We start from the raw sequence: 14,290 nt of genomic DNA on the forward strand, positions 1-14,290 counted from the left end.
TTGCGGAACGGCAGGATTTCGCCTCCGCCGGATCACGAGGGACGAAGGCGGCGCGGCATATCCTCTTCTCCTCAACGGGGAGAAGGTGCCGGCAGGCGGATGAGGGGGCCGCGCGGAAAATCCTCTCGGTAAAGCTAATCCGCCACGTTGGCGGCGAGGCCATGCCTGGCACTCCAGTCGAACGCCTGCATAAGTTTTGCTGAAGCCCCGGCGTCCCAAGCCCCCTCATCCGCCCTACGGGCACCTTCCCCCCGCTGGGGAGAAGAGGGAATCGAGACGCTGCGGCATCCTCCCGGCCTCACGAAAGCCGGACCACCTCGAAAAGCGCCGTCAGCCCGATGCCACCGCCGATGCCGATCATCGCCAGACCGGTGGCGCCGGGAGTACCGCTGCGGACCAACTGGCTGTAGAGACGGGTCACGAGGATCGCGCCAGATGCGCCGAAGGGATGGCCGAGTGCGATGGCGCCGCCTTCCTTGTTGACCGCATCCGGAGAGATTTCGAGCTGATCGAGCGAAGCCAGCACCTGGGCGGCGAAGGCCTCGTTGAATTCGATGGCATCGATCGCGGAAAGCGAGAGGTCGGGCTGGCGCTGCAGCAGCTTTTTGGTCGAGGCGACCGGGCCGATGCCGAGCAGGTTGGGGTCGACGCCGGCCGCCGCGCTGTCGATGAAGGCGAGACCTTTTTCGATGCCGAGGTGTCTCGCCATGCCGCGGCTGATGACGAGCACCAGGCAGGCGCCGTCATTGAGGGGGCAGGCATTGCCCGCCGTCACCGAGCCGCCGGCCAGGAAGACGGGCTTGAGGTTTTCCAGCGCTTCCATCGATGTCGTCGGGCGCGGGCATTCGTCCCGTTCCACCAGCCCCTGGCGGGTGGTGATCTCGACGATTTCGGGCTGGAAGAGGCCGGCTTCGGCCGCCTTGGCGGCGAGCCGGTGGCTGCGCAGGGCGAATTGATCCTGCCGCTGCCGTGTGATGGCGAATGCGCGGGCGACGTTTTCGGCGGCGACACCCATATCGGGATCGCCGATCGCATCCGGGGAGAAGCGGGCGCGGGCATAAAAGCGCGGCAGGGCGCCATTGGTTTTCGGCCTTTCGGCTCGCCAGGGCGCGGTGCTGACGCTCTCGACGCCGCCCGCCAGGAAACAGGAGCCGGCCTTTGCCTGGATCAGCCGGGCGGCCAGGATGATCGCTTCGAGACCCGAGCCGCATTGCCGGTCGATGGCGACGCCGGGGACGGCGATCGGCAGTCCGGCGGAAAGGGCGGCGAGCCGGGCGATATTGCCGCCGCCGCCGGCGGCATTGCCGACCAGCACGTCGTCTATGGCCTCGGGCGCTATGCCTGTCTCGGCAAGGATGCGGCGGATGATCGGCGCGAGCAGGTCTTCGGAAGCGACCGTCGCAAGCGAGCCGAAGGCCCGGCCGATCGGCGTGCGGTAGGCGGCGATCACGATCGGCTGCCAATCCTCGTCAGGCTGATAGGCGTAGGACAAGGCCGTCTCCCGAAATGACCGATGCCTGCACCTGGCCGCGCGCGATCTTGCCGCTGCTCGTCATCGGCCAGGAGCCGATCTGGTAGAATTGCCTGGGGATCTTGAACCTTGCAAGCTTTCCCGCGCAATGGTTCGCGAGGATTCTCGCATCGATCGCCTTCCCGGAGACGACGGCGACGATCCTCTGACCGTAATAGTCATCCGGCAGCCCGAAGACGACGGCTTCCTCGACGCCGGGGCAGGTTTTCAGCGCGCTCTCGACTTCGGCGGGATAGACGTTGTTGCCGCCCGATATCATCATGCCGCCGGCGCGGCCGATCACCCGCAGCATGCCGCTGGCGTCGATCTCGCCGAGATCGCCGACCGTCGCCCCAGCCGGTGTGGCCCGGAACGCCTGGCCGTCGTCGCCCCAGAGATAGCCGTCGGCGATCAGGTCGCTGTTGACGAAGATGGTGCCCGGCACGTCGATGCCGACATCGTTTTCTTCAGGGTCGCGGATGGTGATCTCTACGCCGGGATAGGCTTGTCCCACCCGGTCGATCGGAAAATCGGTCTCGCCGCCAGCAAGCGTCGAGACCGTCATGAAACCGATCTCGGATGCGCCGTAATATTCCCGGATGCGCGCCTTGGGAAAGAGGCGGCGCATGGACTCGACCTCGTTGAGGTTCAGCTTGGCGCCGGCTGTCAGCACGTCGCGCAGGCAGGTGAGCGCGGGCTCGCCTGCCCATGCGCGGGCAATCCCGGCTATATGGGTCGGCACGGCGACCAGCCGTTCGATCTCTTCTGAGGCGAGGGCGCGCGCGACCGCGCCGGCATCCCACTTCCGCACCGAATGAAACGTCGCCCCAGCATCGAGCGCTTCCACCAGGGCGTAAAGCGCCAGGCCATGCGCCAGGGCGCCGGGACAGAGGGTCGAGGGCGCGTTCTGGAGTTCGAAAACCAGCCGTCCCCGGTCGAGGCTCCGGCGCCACTGCTCGCGGGAGCGGTAATAGGCTTTCGGCTCGGCCGTGGTGCCCGAGGTGAAGCCGATCAGGAAGATGCCTCCGGCATCATCCGGCAGGTCCTCTGCCGGTACGGTGAGATCGAAAGGCTCGGCTCCGGCGATGACGACCGATATGCCGAGCCGGCGGCCGATCTCCGCACTTGCGCTCGCCTCGTTGTCGACGACAAGCACGTCGGGCGCAAGGCGCTCCAGAATGCGCTCGATCCTTTCGGCCGGCATCATCGGATCGATGACGGCGCAGGCATTCGGCAAGGCGGTGGCGGCGACGAAATATTCGGCAAAGCCGAGATGATTGCCGAGGCTGAGCGCAACGAGCTTCTCGACGCCTGGCAGATCGATCGTGCGGCGGTTTGTGCCGGGAAGCCGCTGGAGAAAGCGATAGATCGCCCGCGAGCGCGCATGAAGTTCGCCGTAGCCGAGCGCGCCACCGTCGATCACCACCGCCGGCTTGCTGGGCCTTTCTGTGGCATGTCGACGAAGCTCTACATGGATCGGCATGGATCAGCCCTGCGACAAGGCGGCTCTGGTCGCCTCGGGGATCGGCGTCGGGCGGCTTTCGGAAAGGCCGACGCAGACCCAGACAAGGCCGGCCGTTGCGCAATGGGCGCCATCGCGCCGGCGAAAGAGTTCGATCGTAAAGGCGAGGCTCGTGCGCCCGATCTTCTCGACGGCGACCTTCGCCTCGACGACATCGTCGACGTCGATCGGGTTGTGAAAGGTGATCTCCGCCTTCTTGACGTGATAGGCGACACCCGAGGTGGTGTGGCGGAAATGGCCGAGGATCTCGCGGTGCCTGAGGAACTCGACGACGGCATCCTCGCAATAGTCGAGATAGACCGAATTGTGGACATGGCCATAGATGTCGATGTCTCGCATCGAGACCCGGAACGATGCTAAAGGCCTGTCGTCAACGCTCATTCGATCATCCAAAATTGGTGGGCTGTTCTAACCGCGAGCATGTGGGGGATGCAAATGCAATATCAGGCGGTCGTGCGAAAATTCGGCCCGGCCCCAGAGGTCGTCGGGATCGAGCGGGCGCCGCTGCCGGCGCTGCGGCGCGACCACGTCCGCGTGCGGCTGCTGGCGCGCTCGATCAATCCTTCCGATATCATCACCATATCAGGCGCCTATGCCGGCCGCACGACCCTGCCCTTCATTCCGGGCTTCGAAGCCTTCGGCGTGGTCGAAGCCTGCGGCGAAGCGGTCTATGGACTGCCGCTGGGAACGCGCGTGTTGCCGGTGCGCAGCGCCGGCGGGTGGCAGGAATTCAAGGACACCGACCCCAGCTGGTGCCTGCGCGTGCCGGACGCGCTCTCCGATTTCGAGGCGGCGACGAGCTACGTCAACCCGATGACGGCGTGGCTGATGCTGCACAACAAGATCGGGCTGAGACCGGGCATGCGCATCGCCGTCAACGCCGCTGCCTCCTCGATCGGATCGGTCCTGATCGGCCTCGCGAATGCCGTTGGCGTCGAGCCGGTGGCGATCGTTCGCAGCGAGGAATCCCGCCAGCGCTTGCGTGGACGGCACGAGACCGTTGTCATCGACAGGGAGGATAGCGACCTGGCAGCCGGCCTCGCCGGCCGGCATGGGCTCGATGCGGTGCTCGACTGCGTCGGCGGGCCGCGCGCCTCGGTGCTTGCCGATGCGCTCAAGCCCGGCGGACATTTCGTGCATTATGGCCTGCTCTCGGGCCAAAGCATCCCGAATACCTTCTGGGCCTCCCATCCCGATATCAGGTTTTCCTTTTTCCATCTCCGGGAATGGGTTCATTCCGAAACCATGGATAATGTCCAGCGCGCCTATTCCGAGGTGACCGCACAGATCGCCCCAAAGGTGATCGCCACCGAGGTGCGGGAGGTGTTTCCTCTGGAAAGGATCGGCGAGGCGCTGCAAGCTGCCCTTCCCTTCCGGACTGGCGGCAAGGTGCTGCTGGCTTGAGGGGGCCACGCTCCGACCTTGCTTCTTGCGCCTAGCCCCTGGTGGCCGACCTCGTCCTTCGAGGCCCCTGCGGGGCACCTCAGGATGAGGTCGGAGAGAGGTCGCGGCATCCTCCAACGCCCGTTGTTGCCGGCGGGGCACCCGCCAACCTTCCTCATCCTGAGGCGCGCAGGCCAAAGGCCGGAGCCTCGAAGGACGCGCTCCGACCGCGCTTCTCGTCCTTCGAGGCCCCTGCGGGGCACCTCAGGATGAGGTCGGAGAGAGGTCGCTGCATCCATCAACGTCCGCTGTTGTCGGCGCGGCATCCACCAAACTCCCTCATCCTGAGGTGCGCAGGCCGAAGGCCGAAGCCTCGAAGGACGCGCTTCGACCTTGCTTCTTGCCTCTATTCAAATCCTACTCAGTTTCATGCCGTAGCCGCGATCGAATGATCTCGGGATGGTTCTGCTCGGCCCATCCGATCAGGGCCTTCATCGGGATGAGGAAGGATCGGCCGAGTTCCGTCAGCTCATATTCCACGCGCGGCGGCACCTCGGGATAGACGGTGCGCCTGATATAGCCGTCCTGCTCCAGATGCCGCAGCGTCTTGGAGAGCATTTGTTTGGAGATATCGCCGATCTCGCGCAGCAGCTCGTTGAAGCGCTTCCTTTCAGTTTCCAGCGCCTCGAGCGTCAGCAGGCTCCACTGATCGCCGATGCGGTCGAGCACGCCCCTGATCGGGCATCCTGCCCCGGGCCGCTCTCCCGCCGGATCGGTTTTCCCGGGCATCGCTTCCTCCTTCCCGGTCATCGCGCGCTGACTTCGGCACTGAAAACTGCCTTCTTGCCGGGTATTTCGCGCTGTCCTAGACCAAGCCTCATAGTCTGTTTCTTAGACTAGATCGCGGATTCGTACCAAGGAGTTTGATGCATGACATTCGGGAAATCGCTTTGCGCACTCGCCATTCTGGCGGGCATCGCCATGCCTTCCGGCGCCTTTGCCGCCTCTCGGGATTTGAAGGTCGAAGAAGCCAACCGGAAGCTGGTCGTGGAATTCTACGACCGCTTCTTCAACAGCCATGATGTCGAGGCCGCCTCGGTGGTGGCGGACGAGTATCGGCAGCACAATCCCGAGGTTCCCGATGGCAAGAAGCCTCTCGTTTCCTTCTTCACCGGCTTCTTCAAGGACAATCCTCAGTCGAAGGCGAAGATCGTCCGCAGTTCCGCCGATGGCGATCTCGTCTGGCTGCATGTGCATGCGACAAACGGCGCTGACGATCGCGGCCAGGCGATCGTCGATATTTTCCGCGTCAAGGACGGCAAGATCGTCGAGCACTGGGACGTGATCCAGGCGGTGCCGAAAGAGGCCGCCAACAAGAACACCATGTTCTGAACATGACGGGGCCGGCGTGAGCCGGCCCCGATCATCGGGCGCTCAGCCGAGCGACAGCCGCGCCGCGCACCAGTCCCACACTGCGTCCACGGCCTTTCGCGGCGATGACGAGCGTTTGCGGACGAGGAAGTAATCGGCGCCGACGGCCGCCGTTTCCTCCGTCACCTGCACCAGCCGCCCGGCCTCGAGATCGGCCATCACGAAGGCCCGGCAGGCGAGCACCACGCCCTGGCCGGCGAGTGCGGCGTCGAGCGCCAGTGTCGTATGGTTGAAGGCCGCGCCCGGCAGCTTCTCGCGAATTCCGAGGAATACGCCCCAGCGATCGTGCGAGTCATGCAGGAGCGGCAGCTTGCAAAGTTCTTCGCGGCTCAAGGGAAGGGCGAGCCCTTTCACCAGATGCGGGCTTGCGACCGCCACCAGTTCCTGGCGGAACAGCAGCCTTGCCTCCAGCGTCGCCGGGAAAGCCTGGCTGGTCAGGCGCACGGCGATATCCACTTGGTCGCGGTCGAAATCCGACAGCGTCTCGGTGGCGACCGTCCTCAGATCCACGTCGGGAAGGGCGCTGTAGAGCTCCGCGAGGCGCGGGATCAAAAGCTTGGCGGCGACGGTCGGGGTGACGCTGATCGTCACGGTTTCCGGCCGCGCCAGAAGCCGTCCGGTCGCTTCGCCGAGCATATCGAAGGCGCGGGTGACGTCGGAGAGGTAGGCCGCACCCTGCGCCGTCAGCGCAAGGCCGCGGGGCAGGCGCTGGAACAGCATGAGGCCGAGCTGATCTTCCAGCGCGCGGACCTGCTGGGCGATCGCACCCTGCGTGACGCCGAGCTCTTCGGCGGCAGCGCGGAAATTCAGCCGCCGGCCCGAAGCCTCGAAGGCGCGCAGGGCATTCAACGGCGGCAGCGCTCGGCGGGATCGGATCATTGGCTTATCCAGTAGATTTTATACAGTCTCGCATGTTTCTTTCTCGCGCGAAAGCAGAGAGCATATCTGGCATAGTGCTTCGCAAAATCAGCAGTCGGAGGTTTCAATGTCTGAAGAAAAAGTCGCTCTCATCACCGCCGGCGGATCCGGCATGGGCGCCGCAGCAGCGCGGAAACTCGCTGCGGACGGCTACCGCGTTGCAATTCTCTCCTCCTCCGGCAAAGGCGAGGCGCTGGCAAGGGAACTCGGCGGCGTCGGCGTCACCGGCTCCAACCAGTCCAACGACGATGTGAAGCGGCTCGTCGATCTCTCGATGGGGCGATGGGGGCGCATCGACGCGCTGGTCAATTCCGCCGGCCACGGCCCGCGCGCGCCGATCCTCGACATCTCGGACGAGGATTGGCACCGGGGCATGGAAGTCTATTTCCTGAGCGCGGTGCGACCGATCCGGCTGGTCGCGCCGATCATGGAAAGCCAGGGCGGCGGCGCCATCGTCAATATCTCGACGGCATGGGCTTTCGAACCCTCGCCGATGTTCCCGACCTCGGCCGTCTTCCGGGCAGGGCTGGCAAGCTTCACCAAGATCTTCGCGGATAGCTACGCGGCCAAGAACATCCGCTTGAACAATGTCCTGCCCGGCTGGATCGACAGCCTGCCCGCCACCGAGGAACGGCGCGACAGCGTTCCGATGGGCCGCTACGGCACCAGCGAGGAAATCGCGGCCACCATCGCCTTCCTCCTGTCGGAGGGGGCCGGTTACATCACCGGCCAGAACATCCGCGTCGACGGCGGCATCGCCCGTTCGGTCTGAGCGGAGCCTGCCGGTGGATCTCACTGACATCGACGCCGCGGCATGGGCGGAACTCGAAACGGCTGCGGCGAACCCGCAGTCGGGTTTCCGTTATCTCAACCTCTGCTCCGTCGATATCGAGACGAGGCCGCAGGCACGCATGGTCGTGCTGCGTGCCGCCGACAGGTCGGCGCGGCGTCTCGAATTTCATACGGATACGCGCAGCTCCAAATGGCTGGAACTTTCAGCCAATCCCCGCGTCACGGTCCTCGGCTTCAGCGCCGACAGCCGGCTGCAGCTTCGGCTTCAAGGGGAGGTCGAGCTTCATGGGCCGGGAAGCGGAGGGGCTGACGCCGCATGGGACAGGCTGCCCGCGCGGACGCGGATGACCTATGCGGGCGGCCCGCCCGGGGACGAGCGCGCCTTCGAAACTATCGGAGTGGCGGCGCCTGCGGATGAGGCCGAGGGAAAGGCGCGCTTCGGCCTACTGATCTTTCGGGCCAGCACGCTGGACTGGTTCCAGCTGCGCCAGCAGGACAATCGCAGGGCATTGTTCTCTTATGACGAAACCGGCGCCCTCTCCTCTCGCCGCTGGGTCAATCCCTGACCTGAAATCGCCGCGCTTTCAGACGTTGAGCGGAGGGGCGATCAATCGATCCTCGGACGTTCCGATCTCGGCGTCGCCAGCCCGTGCCTGGCGAGTTCCAGCGTCAGCATGCGTGTTTCGAGCAGGTTGAAGATGCGCAGCACCGCCTCGATCGCATCGAAGGGCTTGGTCAGGAAATCCTTCGCGCCGAGGGAAAGCGCGCGCCGGCGCGTCGGCAGGGTCGCATCGGCGGTCAGCACCAGGATCGGCAGGTAGCTGTCGTCGGGGATGAGCCTTGCGAAAGTCTCGAGCAGCGCGAAACCGTCGAGATCGGGCATCATCAGGTCGAGCAGGACGAGATCGACAGGATGCTCGCGGAAGAGCCGCAGGGCCTCGCGCGGCTCGGTCGTGCTGATCAGCGCCGTAAAGCCCTCGCGCTTGAGGATGCGCTCCAGCAGCGAAACATTGGCGGGCTCGTCATCGACGATCAGGATCGTCGAAGCTCGCAGGCTATCGGTGGTATCTGTCATGGAGCCAAACTTCGTCGAAAGCGATGTCGCACTGATAGCAAGCGGCGCGGCCAAATTAAAGCGATAGGGCATCTGGAACCAGCGACGTCTTGGCCCGGGAGGCGGCGAGGGTTGCCCCTCATCGGGCTGCCGCCACCTTCTCCCCGCGCGCGGGGAGAAGGGACTATGCCGCAACCTCTCGGTCTCTCACCAACGTCTCGTAGGGCACGTCCCCTCTCCCCGTCAGAACGGGGAGAGGGTTAGGGTGAGGGGCAGTTACCGGCACGAACCGAATAGGCATGACGAAAGAGAGCCTTTTAACAAACTGGCGGGGCCTTACGGCACTACGACGTCTTGCGCCTCGGCCTCCCGCATCGCAGCAGGCGCACGCGGCAGATCGACGTAAAAACTGGCGCCGCCCTCCCGGTTGCTGAAGCCGAGCGTGCCGCCCATGGCGTCGATCAGGTGTTTCGAGAGCGCCAGCCCGAGGCCGGTTCCATCCTGGCTGATGCGCTCGGCGCCCAGCCGGTCGAAGGGGGTGAACAGGCGCGCGACGCGCTCGGCCGGAATGCCGGGGCCGGTGTCGCTGACCTCGATGCGGATGCGGTCGTCGAGCACCCGGTGGCTGACGGTGACGCTGCCCTGCGGGCGATTGTATTTCACCGCATTGGAAAGCAGGTTGAGGAACTCCTGGAGGAGACGCCGGCGATCGGCGAGCACCGTCAGATCCGGCTCGGCCTCGATGACCTCGATGCGGATCTGCTGCTTGCCGCAGAGCGGCCTTGCGAGCGCCACTGCTTCCTCGATCACCTCGGCAACGGGCTGCGGCTCGACAGTGAGATCCATGCGCCCGGCCTCGATCCGTGCCATGTCGAGCACCTCGTCGATCAGGCTCAGTAGGTGCCTGCCGGCCCGCAATATCTGCGCGACGCTTTCCCGGGATTCGGCGTCGTCGACATCCATTTCCAGAAGCTGCGCGAAACCGAGAACGGAATTCAGCGGCGTGCGCAGCTCGTGGCTCATGCGCGACAGGAATTCGCTCTTGGCATTGCTGGCGCGCACCGCATCTTCGCGGGCGGCAAGCAGCGCCTCCTCGAACTGCTTGCGCTCGGTAATGTCGCGGGTGATCTTGGAAAAGCCGCGCAGCCGCCCCGTCTCGTCATGGAGGGCGGTGACGACGACATGCGACCAGAAGCGCGATCCGTCTTTGCGCAGGCGCCAGCCTTCCGCCTCGGTGCGCCCGTGTAGGGCCGCCTTCGAAAGCTCTTCTCCCGGAAATGTCTCCCTGGTTTCAGCGGGATAGAAGCGGGAGAAATGCTGGCCGACAATCTCCTCGGCCTGATAGCCGGTGATCCGCTCGGCGCCGGCATTCCAGCTCACCACCCCTCCATCCGGATCGAGCCCGAATATGCCGTAATCGCTGACGCCCTCGACCAGCTGGCGGAAGCGCTCCTCGCTCTCGGTCAGATCGGCCTCGCGCTTTTTCAGAAGCACGCTCGCATCCGCGAGCGCCTGTCCGAGATTGCCGAGCTCATCGTGGAAGGGATCGGCCGATGTCACGACTTCCCCTCGCGAGAGGCGGTGCGCCTCGGCCTTCAGCGCGTGCACGCGGCGCACGATGCTTGCCGAAAACAGGAAAACGGCGACGAGCGCGCCGGCAAAGCCGAGAAAACCGGCTGATATCATCAGGCTGCGCGACAGGGTGCGGACCCGGTCAGCCGCCTGCGTTCTGGCGTTGAGGAGATCGGCCTCGCGCCGGTTCATCGCGTCGATTTCCTGCCTCAGCACGTCGAGCACCTGCTTGCCCTCGATGAGCTTGGCGGCCAGATCCTCGCGGCCACCGGCGCGCAGGATATCGGCCTGTTTCAGGAGCTGCAGACGGTCGACCTTGGCGTCGACCAGGGCGCGGATGCGCTCGAGGCGGGCCTTCTGCTCTTCGTCGCGCAAGCGCCGGCCGACCTCGTCGAGCACGACGGGCAGCCTGTCCTCCGCGCGGTTGAATGGATCGAGAAAATCGCTCCTGCCGGTCAGGAGATAACCGCGCATGGCGGTCGCCGCTTCAGCGATCAGGGCATGCAGCTCCTGAATGCCGGACTGGATCTCCAGCGTCACACGCACCTGATCCTCGGCAATGCGGCTCTGCCGGTCGGCGATGAAGACCGAGGCGAGCGCGGCCAAGAGCAGCGCCAGCGGCACCATGATGATGACGATGCCCTTTGCCCTGAGCGGCAGGTCGGCAAAGCGAGGCATCATGGCTCATCCTTCGCCGTCTGCACCAGCCCGCCGCGCACCGCCATGACGGCGGCCTGCGTGCGGTCGCCGGCGCCGAGCTTGGCGATGATGCGCTCGACATGGATCTTCACGGTGCCGGGAGAGATCTTCAGCGCCCGGCCGATCTCCTTGTTGGTCAGGCCCTCGGCCACCTTGCTCAGCACCTCGCGCTCGCGCACCGTCAGCGTTTCCAATGCGCTGGCATTAGTCTGCGGCTTGGTGGCGGCGCGCTTCAACAGCCTTGCGACCAGCGGGCCGTCGAAGAAGGCGTCGCCCGAAAGCACGCGGCGGATCGTGCGCAGAATGTCGTCGCGGCTCGCATCCTTCAGCAGATAGCCGGTGGCGCCGGCCTCGATCGCCGCTTCGAGATAATCGAGGCTGTCATGCATAGTGATGATCATGACGCGGGTGCCCGGCGAGACGCGCCGGATCTCCCGCGTCGCGGCAAGCCCGTCCATGCGGGGCATGCGGATATCGAGCAGCGCCAGATCCGGCTTGTGCAGGGCTGCCGCTTCCACCGCGTCCGCGCCGTCGCGCACGTCGAGGGCGACATGGAAATCGTCCTGGCCGCCTATCATGGCGATCAGGCCGGCGCGGGCGATGTCGTGATCGTCGGCAACGAGAATGGATGCGGTCATCCCGCCCTCTCCTGCTTGAGCGGCGCTGCGGCGCGGACATGCGTGCCGCCGGAAGCGCCGGCGAAGATCTCGAAACGGCCGCCGAGCAGCGCCAGCCTTTCGCGCATGCCGGCAATGCCGAGCCGGGCTCCCCTGCCCTGAACCTCAGGATGCTGCGCCTCGCTGATACCCTTGCCGTCGTCGATCACTTCGAGATGGGCCTGCCCCGCGCCGTCTTCGAAAAGGCGCACGATGAGGCGGCGCGCCTCGGCGTGCTTGACAGCATTGGTGATCGCCTCTTGGGCGACGCGGTAGAAGATGATCCCGGTCGAGGCCGGCCAGCGGTCGGCGCCGGCATCGAGATCGGCGATCACCTCCATGCCGTCGATCGCGTCGAGACGGGTGCGCAGTGCTGCGGCGACGCCGAGATCGTCGAGCTCGGGCGGGCGGAGATCGGCGATGGCGGCGCGAAGATCGGCGACGGAGTGGCGCGCAAGTGCGGCGAGCTGATCGATCTCCGGTTTCAGCGCATGCACCTCGCCGATGCGGGCCGCCAGATCTTGCAGGCGGTAACTAAGGCCGGCGGCAAGCTGTGCTGCGCCGTCGTGCAGATCGAGCGCCACCCGCTGCCGCTCCTGCTCTTGCGCCTGGATCAGCTGCGCGACGAGGGCCGCGAGTTCGCTGCGCTGCAGTTCGAGATCGCCGAGCAGCGCCTGCTTTTCCGCCGCCTGCCGTTCGAGATTGCAGGCGTCGGCGAGCTGCCCGGCCACCACCTCCAGCGTCTGCCGGTCGTCGGCATCGATGGCGCGCGCCCTCGCTGGGCCGATCAGCGTCAGGGAAAGAGCGGCGCCGTCCTCGGACGCAAAGAGGATCGCGTCATTGCCTGTCGGCCGGCCGATCGTCAGCTGCGCGGGCGTCTTTCCCTGTGGTGCGGCAAAGGTCAGCGTCGCAAGCGTTGCGCCAGCGAAATCGGCAAGCCGCGACAGTATCTGGGGCGCGGCCGTTTCGAAGGCCTGCGCATCGAGCAGGGTGCGCGTCTCGATGATGAAGCGCAGCCGCGCCGCCCGCGCTTCCGCCGCCCGGTAAAGCGCCCTCATCTCCGCCACATCGGGCGCGTGCGTCGTCTCTATGGTTTGCTCCGTGCTCAGCGGGGGCTGCTCCAGAAATCAATGACGGGGGCACGATAGTCATTCCGGCGGGAATGTCATCTATGCCGTTCGGCAGATCGGATCGAAGCCACCCGGCAGATGGGGCCGTGGTGCTCCGGCGCTTAACTATCGGTCATGCGGTTGACCGACGCGATGTCGCCCGGAACCGCCACAAAGGAAGTCAAACATGCGTACGATCATTGCTGCCGCCCTTATCATCGGTTTCGTCCAGGTCCAATCCGCCAACGCGGCCGAAACGGCGACCTGCGCTTCGGTGAGCGAAGAACAGGTCGCCAAGCTCTTCGACCACTGGAACGCCTCGCTGGCGACGCTCAATCCCGAGGAAGTCGCCAAGAACTACAGCGAGGATTCCGTGCTGCTGGCGACGCTGGCAAACAAGCCGCGCCTTACCCAGGAAGAGCGGATCGACTATTTCAAGCACTTCCTGGAAAAGGGCCCCAAGGGCCACATCGACAGCCGCACCATCAAGACCGGCTGCAACTGGGCCGTCGACGCCGGCACCTACACCTTCACCATGAAGGACGGCTCCAAGGTGCCCGCCCGCTACACTTACACCTATGAGTTCAAGGGCGGGAACTGGCTGATCACCTCCCACCACTCCTCGATGATGCCGGAGAAGTAAAGGTCTGACCGATCCGGCAGGGAGATCCCGTGTCCACCCCATACGGGATCTCTTGATTGCTGACGATGCCTGTCGGCGTCCCTTTCGTTATGCGTGGGCTTGGAGGGTTCAATACCTGCGCGACATCCCGGTCTAGGAGATCGATGAGCCCCTCATCCGGCTGCCGCCACCTTGTCCCCGTAAACGGGGCGAAGGGGATATGCCGCAACGCCGCCGTCCCTCGCTGGTCCATAGCAGGGCACGTCCCCTCGCCCCGTCAAAACGGGGAGAGGGTTAGGTTGAGGGGCAATTATCAGTATAAGCCGATAGTCGTGGCTCTGTGACGTCGAGTAAATCAGATCGCAGTGCCAGAAGAAATGCCCGAGCGCTTTGACGGCCGGGCAGGATCGGCTAGCATCCTCGGGCAGCGGCGAGCCGGCAAAGCGGCCGCCCGGGAGATGCGGATGATGAAGCACAGATACCTGATGTTTGCGGTGCTCACACTCGGCGCGGCATGGCCGGCGTCCGGCGTCCTCGCTGCGGCGCAGCCGATTTTCTGGAGCGCCTTGCGGCCGGCCGATCAGGCCAGGGCGACAGTTCCGCTGTCGCCGAAAGCGGTCAGCGGCCCTCAGGGCGAATCCCTGGTCTGGCGTGAGGAGGGCCAGCCGGTCGAATTGACGGGCTTCGTCCTGCCGATCGATCAGGACGGCGATCTCGTCTATGAATTCCTGCTGGTGCCCTGGGCCGGGGCCTGCAGCCACATGCCCACGCCGCCGCCCAACCAGCTGGTCCGAGTCGTTCCACAGGAGCCTCTGCACCTTGAAAAAATCTACGAGACCGTCACCGTGACGGGGACGCTCCGGCCCGGCCTGGATCAGGCGCAGTTCTTCATGATCGACGGCGTCCGCGTCCTGTCCTACGGCTACAGCATGGCCCATGCCGAGGTGGCGAAGGCGGCAGCGACGAAAGACCCCGATCTGCTGTCGCTTTCGCCTTTCGGTGTCGTGCCGCGCTAGCGGAAA

At 65.3% G+C, this 14,290-nt stretch carries 15 protein-coding genes; 6 read left to right on the forward strand and 9 right to left on the reverse strand.

Annotated features, from left to right (window positions below):
• Positions 1-298: 298 nt before the first annotated feature.
• The 3 genes from N2597_RS26465 to N2597_RS26475 are packed head-to-tail and all read right to left on the reverse strand — an operon-like array spanning position 299 to position 3,413.
• A complete protein-coding gene (locus N2597_RS26465) occupies positions 299-1,492 on the reverse strand; it encodes a thiolase family protein (RefSeq protein ID WP_106797464.1) in 1,194 nt (397 codons plus the stop codon).
• On the reverse strand, positions 1,470-2,993 hold the full coding sequence (locus tag N2597_RS26470) for a class I adenylate-forming enzyme family protein (RefSeq protein ID WP_183601927.1): 1,524 nt from the start codon (positions 2,991-2,993) through the stop codon (positions 1,470-1,472). Before N2597_RS26470 ends, N2597_RS26465 begins: the two co-directional genes overlap by 23 nt.
• A 3-nt stretch (positions 2,994-2,996) precedes the next feature.
• Positions 2,997-3,413 (reverse strand): acyl-CoA thioesterase, encoded by a 417-nt coding sequence (locus N2597_RS26475; RefSeq protein WP_040111982.1) that lies wholly within the window; start codon positions 3,411-3,413, stop codon positions 2,997-2,999.
• A gap of 54 nt (positions 3,414-3,467) precedes the next feature.
• On the opposite strand from N2597_RS26475, the gene N2597_RS26480 reads away from it, so the two are divergent.
• Complete coding sequence (locus N2597_RS26480) at positions 3,468-4,436, forward strand: zinc-dependent alcohol dehydrogenase family protein (RefSeq protein ID WP_106797499.1); 969 nt, start codon at positions 3,468-3,470, stop codon at positions 4,434-4,436.
• Positions 4,437-4,832: 396 nt separating this feature from the next.
• Here the strand turns inward: N2597_RS26480 and N2597_RS26485 are convergent, their stop codons facing one another.
• Complete coding sequence (locus tag N2597_RS26485) at positions 4,833-5,204, reverse strand: winged helix-turn-helix transcriptional regulator (protein ID WP_106797500.1); 372 nt, start codon at positions 5,202-5,204, stop codon at positions 4,833-4,835.
• A gap of 141 nt (positions 5,205-5,345) precedes the next feature.
• On the opposite strand from N2597_RS26485, the gene N2597_RS26490 reads away from it, so the two are divergent.
• Positions 5,346-5,807 carry a nuclear transport factor 2 family protein gene (locus N2597_RS26490; RefSeq protein WP_088675982.1) on the forward strand — a complete coding sequence of 154 codons (462 nt, stop codon included), beginning with the start codon at positions 5,346-5,348 and terminating at the stop codon, positions 5,805-5,807.
• A 42-nt stretch (positions 5,808-5,849) separates the two neighbouring features.
• Here the strand turns inward: N2597_RS26490 and N2597_RS26495 are convergent, their stop codons facing one another.
• Positions 5,850-6,725, reverse strand: a complete 876-nt coding sequence (locus N2597_RS26495; RefSeq protein WP_183601925.1) for a LysR substrate-binding domain-containing protein — start codon at positions 6,723-6,725, stop codon at positions 5,850-5,852.
• A gap of 106 nt (positions 6,726-6,831) precedes the next feature.
• On the opposite strand from N2597_RS26495, the gene N2597_RS26500 reads away from it, so the two are divergent.
• Together N2597_RS26500 and N2597_RS26505 are read left to right on the forward strand one after the other, a co-directional pair.
• Positions 6,832-7,536: an SDR family oxidoreductase gene (locus tag N2597_RS26500; RefSeq protein ID WP_096762440.1), complete on the forward strand. Its 705-nt coding sequence runs from the start codon at positions 6,832-6,834 to the stop codon at positions 7,534-7,536.
• Between the two features lie 13 nt (positions 7,537-7,549).
• Positions 7,550-8,122 (forward strand): pyridoxamine 5'-phosphate oxidase family protein, encoded by a 573-nt coding sequence (locus tag N2597_RS26505; RefSeq protein WP_183601923.1) that lies wholly within the window; start codon positions 7,550-7,552, stop codon positions 8,120-8,122.
• A 41-nt stretch (positions 8,123-8,163) separates the two neighbouring features.
• Here the strand turns inward: N2597_RS26505 and N2597_RS26510 are convergent, their stop codons facing one another.
• The 4 genes from N2597_RS26510 to N2597_RS26525 all read right to left on the reverse strand — a co-directional run bounded on the left by N2597_RS26510 (position 8,164) and on the right by N2597_RS26525 (position 12,595).
• Positions 8,164-8,631 (reverse strand): response regulator, encoded by a 468-nt coding sequence (locus N2597_RS26510; RefSeq protein WP_183601921.1) that lies wholly within the window; start codon positions 8,629-8,631, stop codon positions 8,164-8,166.
• Positions 8,632-8,946: 315 nt separating this feature from the next.
• The gene (locus N2597_RS26515; RefSeq protein WP_183601919.1) at positions 8,947-10,863 is read right to left on the reverse strand and encodes a sensor histidine kinase; all 1,917 of its coding nucleotides are present in this window, start codon (positions 10,861-10,863) and stop codon (positions 8,947-8,949) included.
• Positions 10,860-11,519 carry a response regulator gene (locus N2597_RS26520; RefSeq protein WP_040141498.1) on the reverse strand — a complete coding sequence of 220 codons (660 nt, stop codon included), beginning with the start codon at positions 11,517-11,519 and terminating at the stop codon, positions 10,860-10,862. Before N2597_RS26520 ends, N2597_RS26515 begins: the two co-directional genes overlap by 4 nt.
• A complete protein-coding gene (locus tag N2597_RS26525) occupies positions 11,516-12,595 on the reverse strand; it encodes a sensor histidine kinase (protein ID WP_077988929.1) in 1,080 nt (359 codons plus the stop codon). Before N2597_RS26525 ends, N2597_RS26520 begins: the two co-directional genes overlap by 4 nt.
• 238 nt (positions 12,596-12,833) lie before the next feature.
• Between N2597_RS26525 and N2597_RS26530 the strand changes: the two genes are divergently transcribed.
• Both N2597_RS26530 and N2597_RS26535 read left to right on the forward strand, forming a co-directional pair.
• The gene (locus tag N2597_RS26530) at positions 12,834-13,289 is read left to right on the forward strand and encodes an SgcJ/EcaC family oxidoreductase (protein ID WP_077988928.1); all 456 of its coding nucleotides are present in this window, start codon (positions 12,834-12,836) and stop codon (positions 13,287-13,289) included.
• Positions 13,290-13,732: 443 nt separating this feature from the next.
• A complete protein-coding gene (locus N2597_RS26535; RefSeq protein WP_009989453.1) occupies positions 13,733-14,284 on the forward strand; it encodes a DUF3299 domain-containing protein in 552 nt (183 codons plus the stop codon).
• Positions 14,285-14,290: the final 6 nt, after the last annotated feature.

Origin of the sequence: Rhizobium sophoriradicis, assembly GCF_025200795.1 — a bacterium.
Lineage (GTDB): Bacteria > Pseudomonadota > Alphaproteobacteria > Rhizobiales > Rhizobiaceae > Rhizobium > Rhizobium sophoriradicis.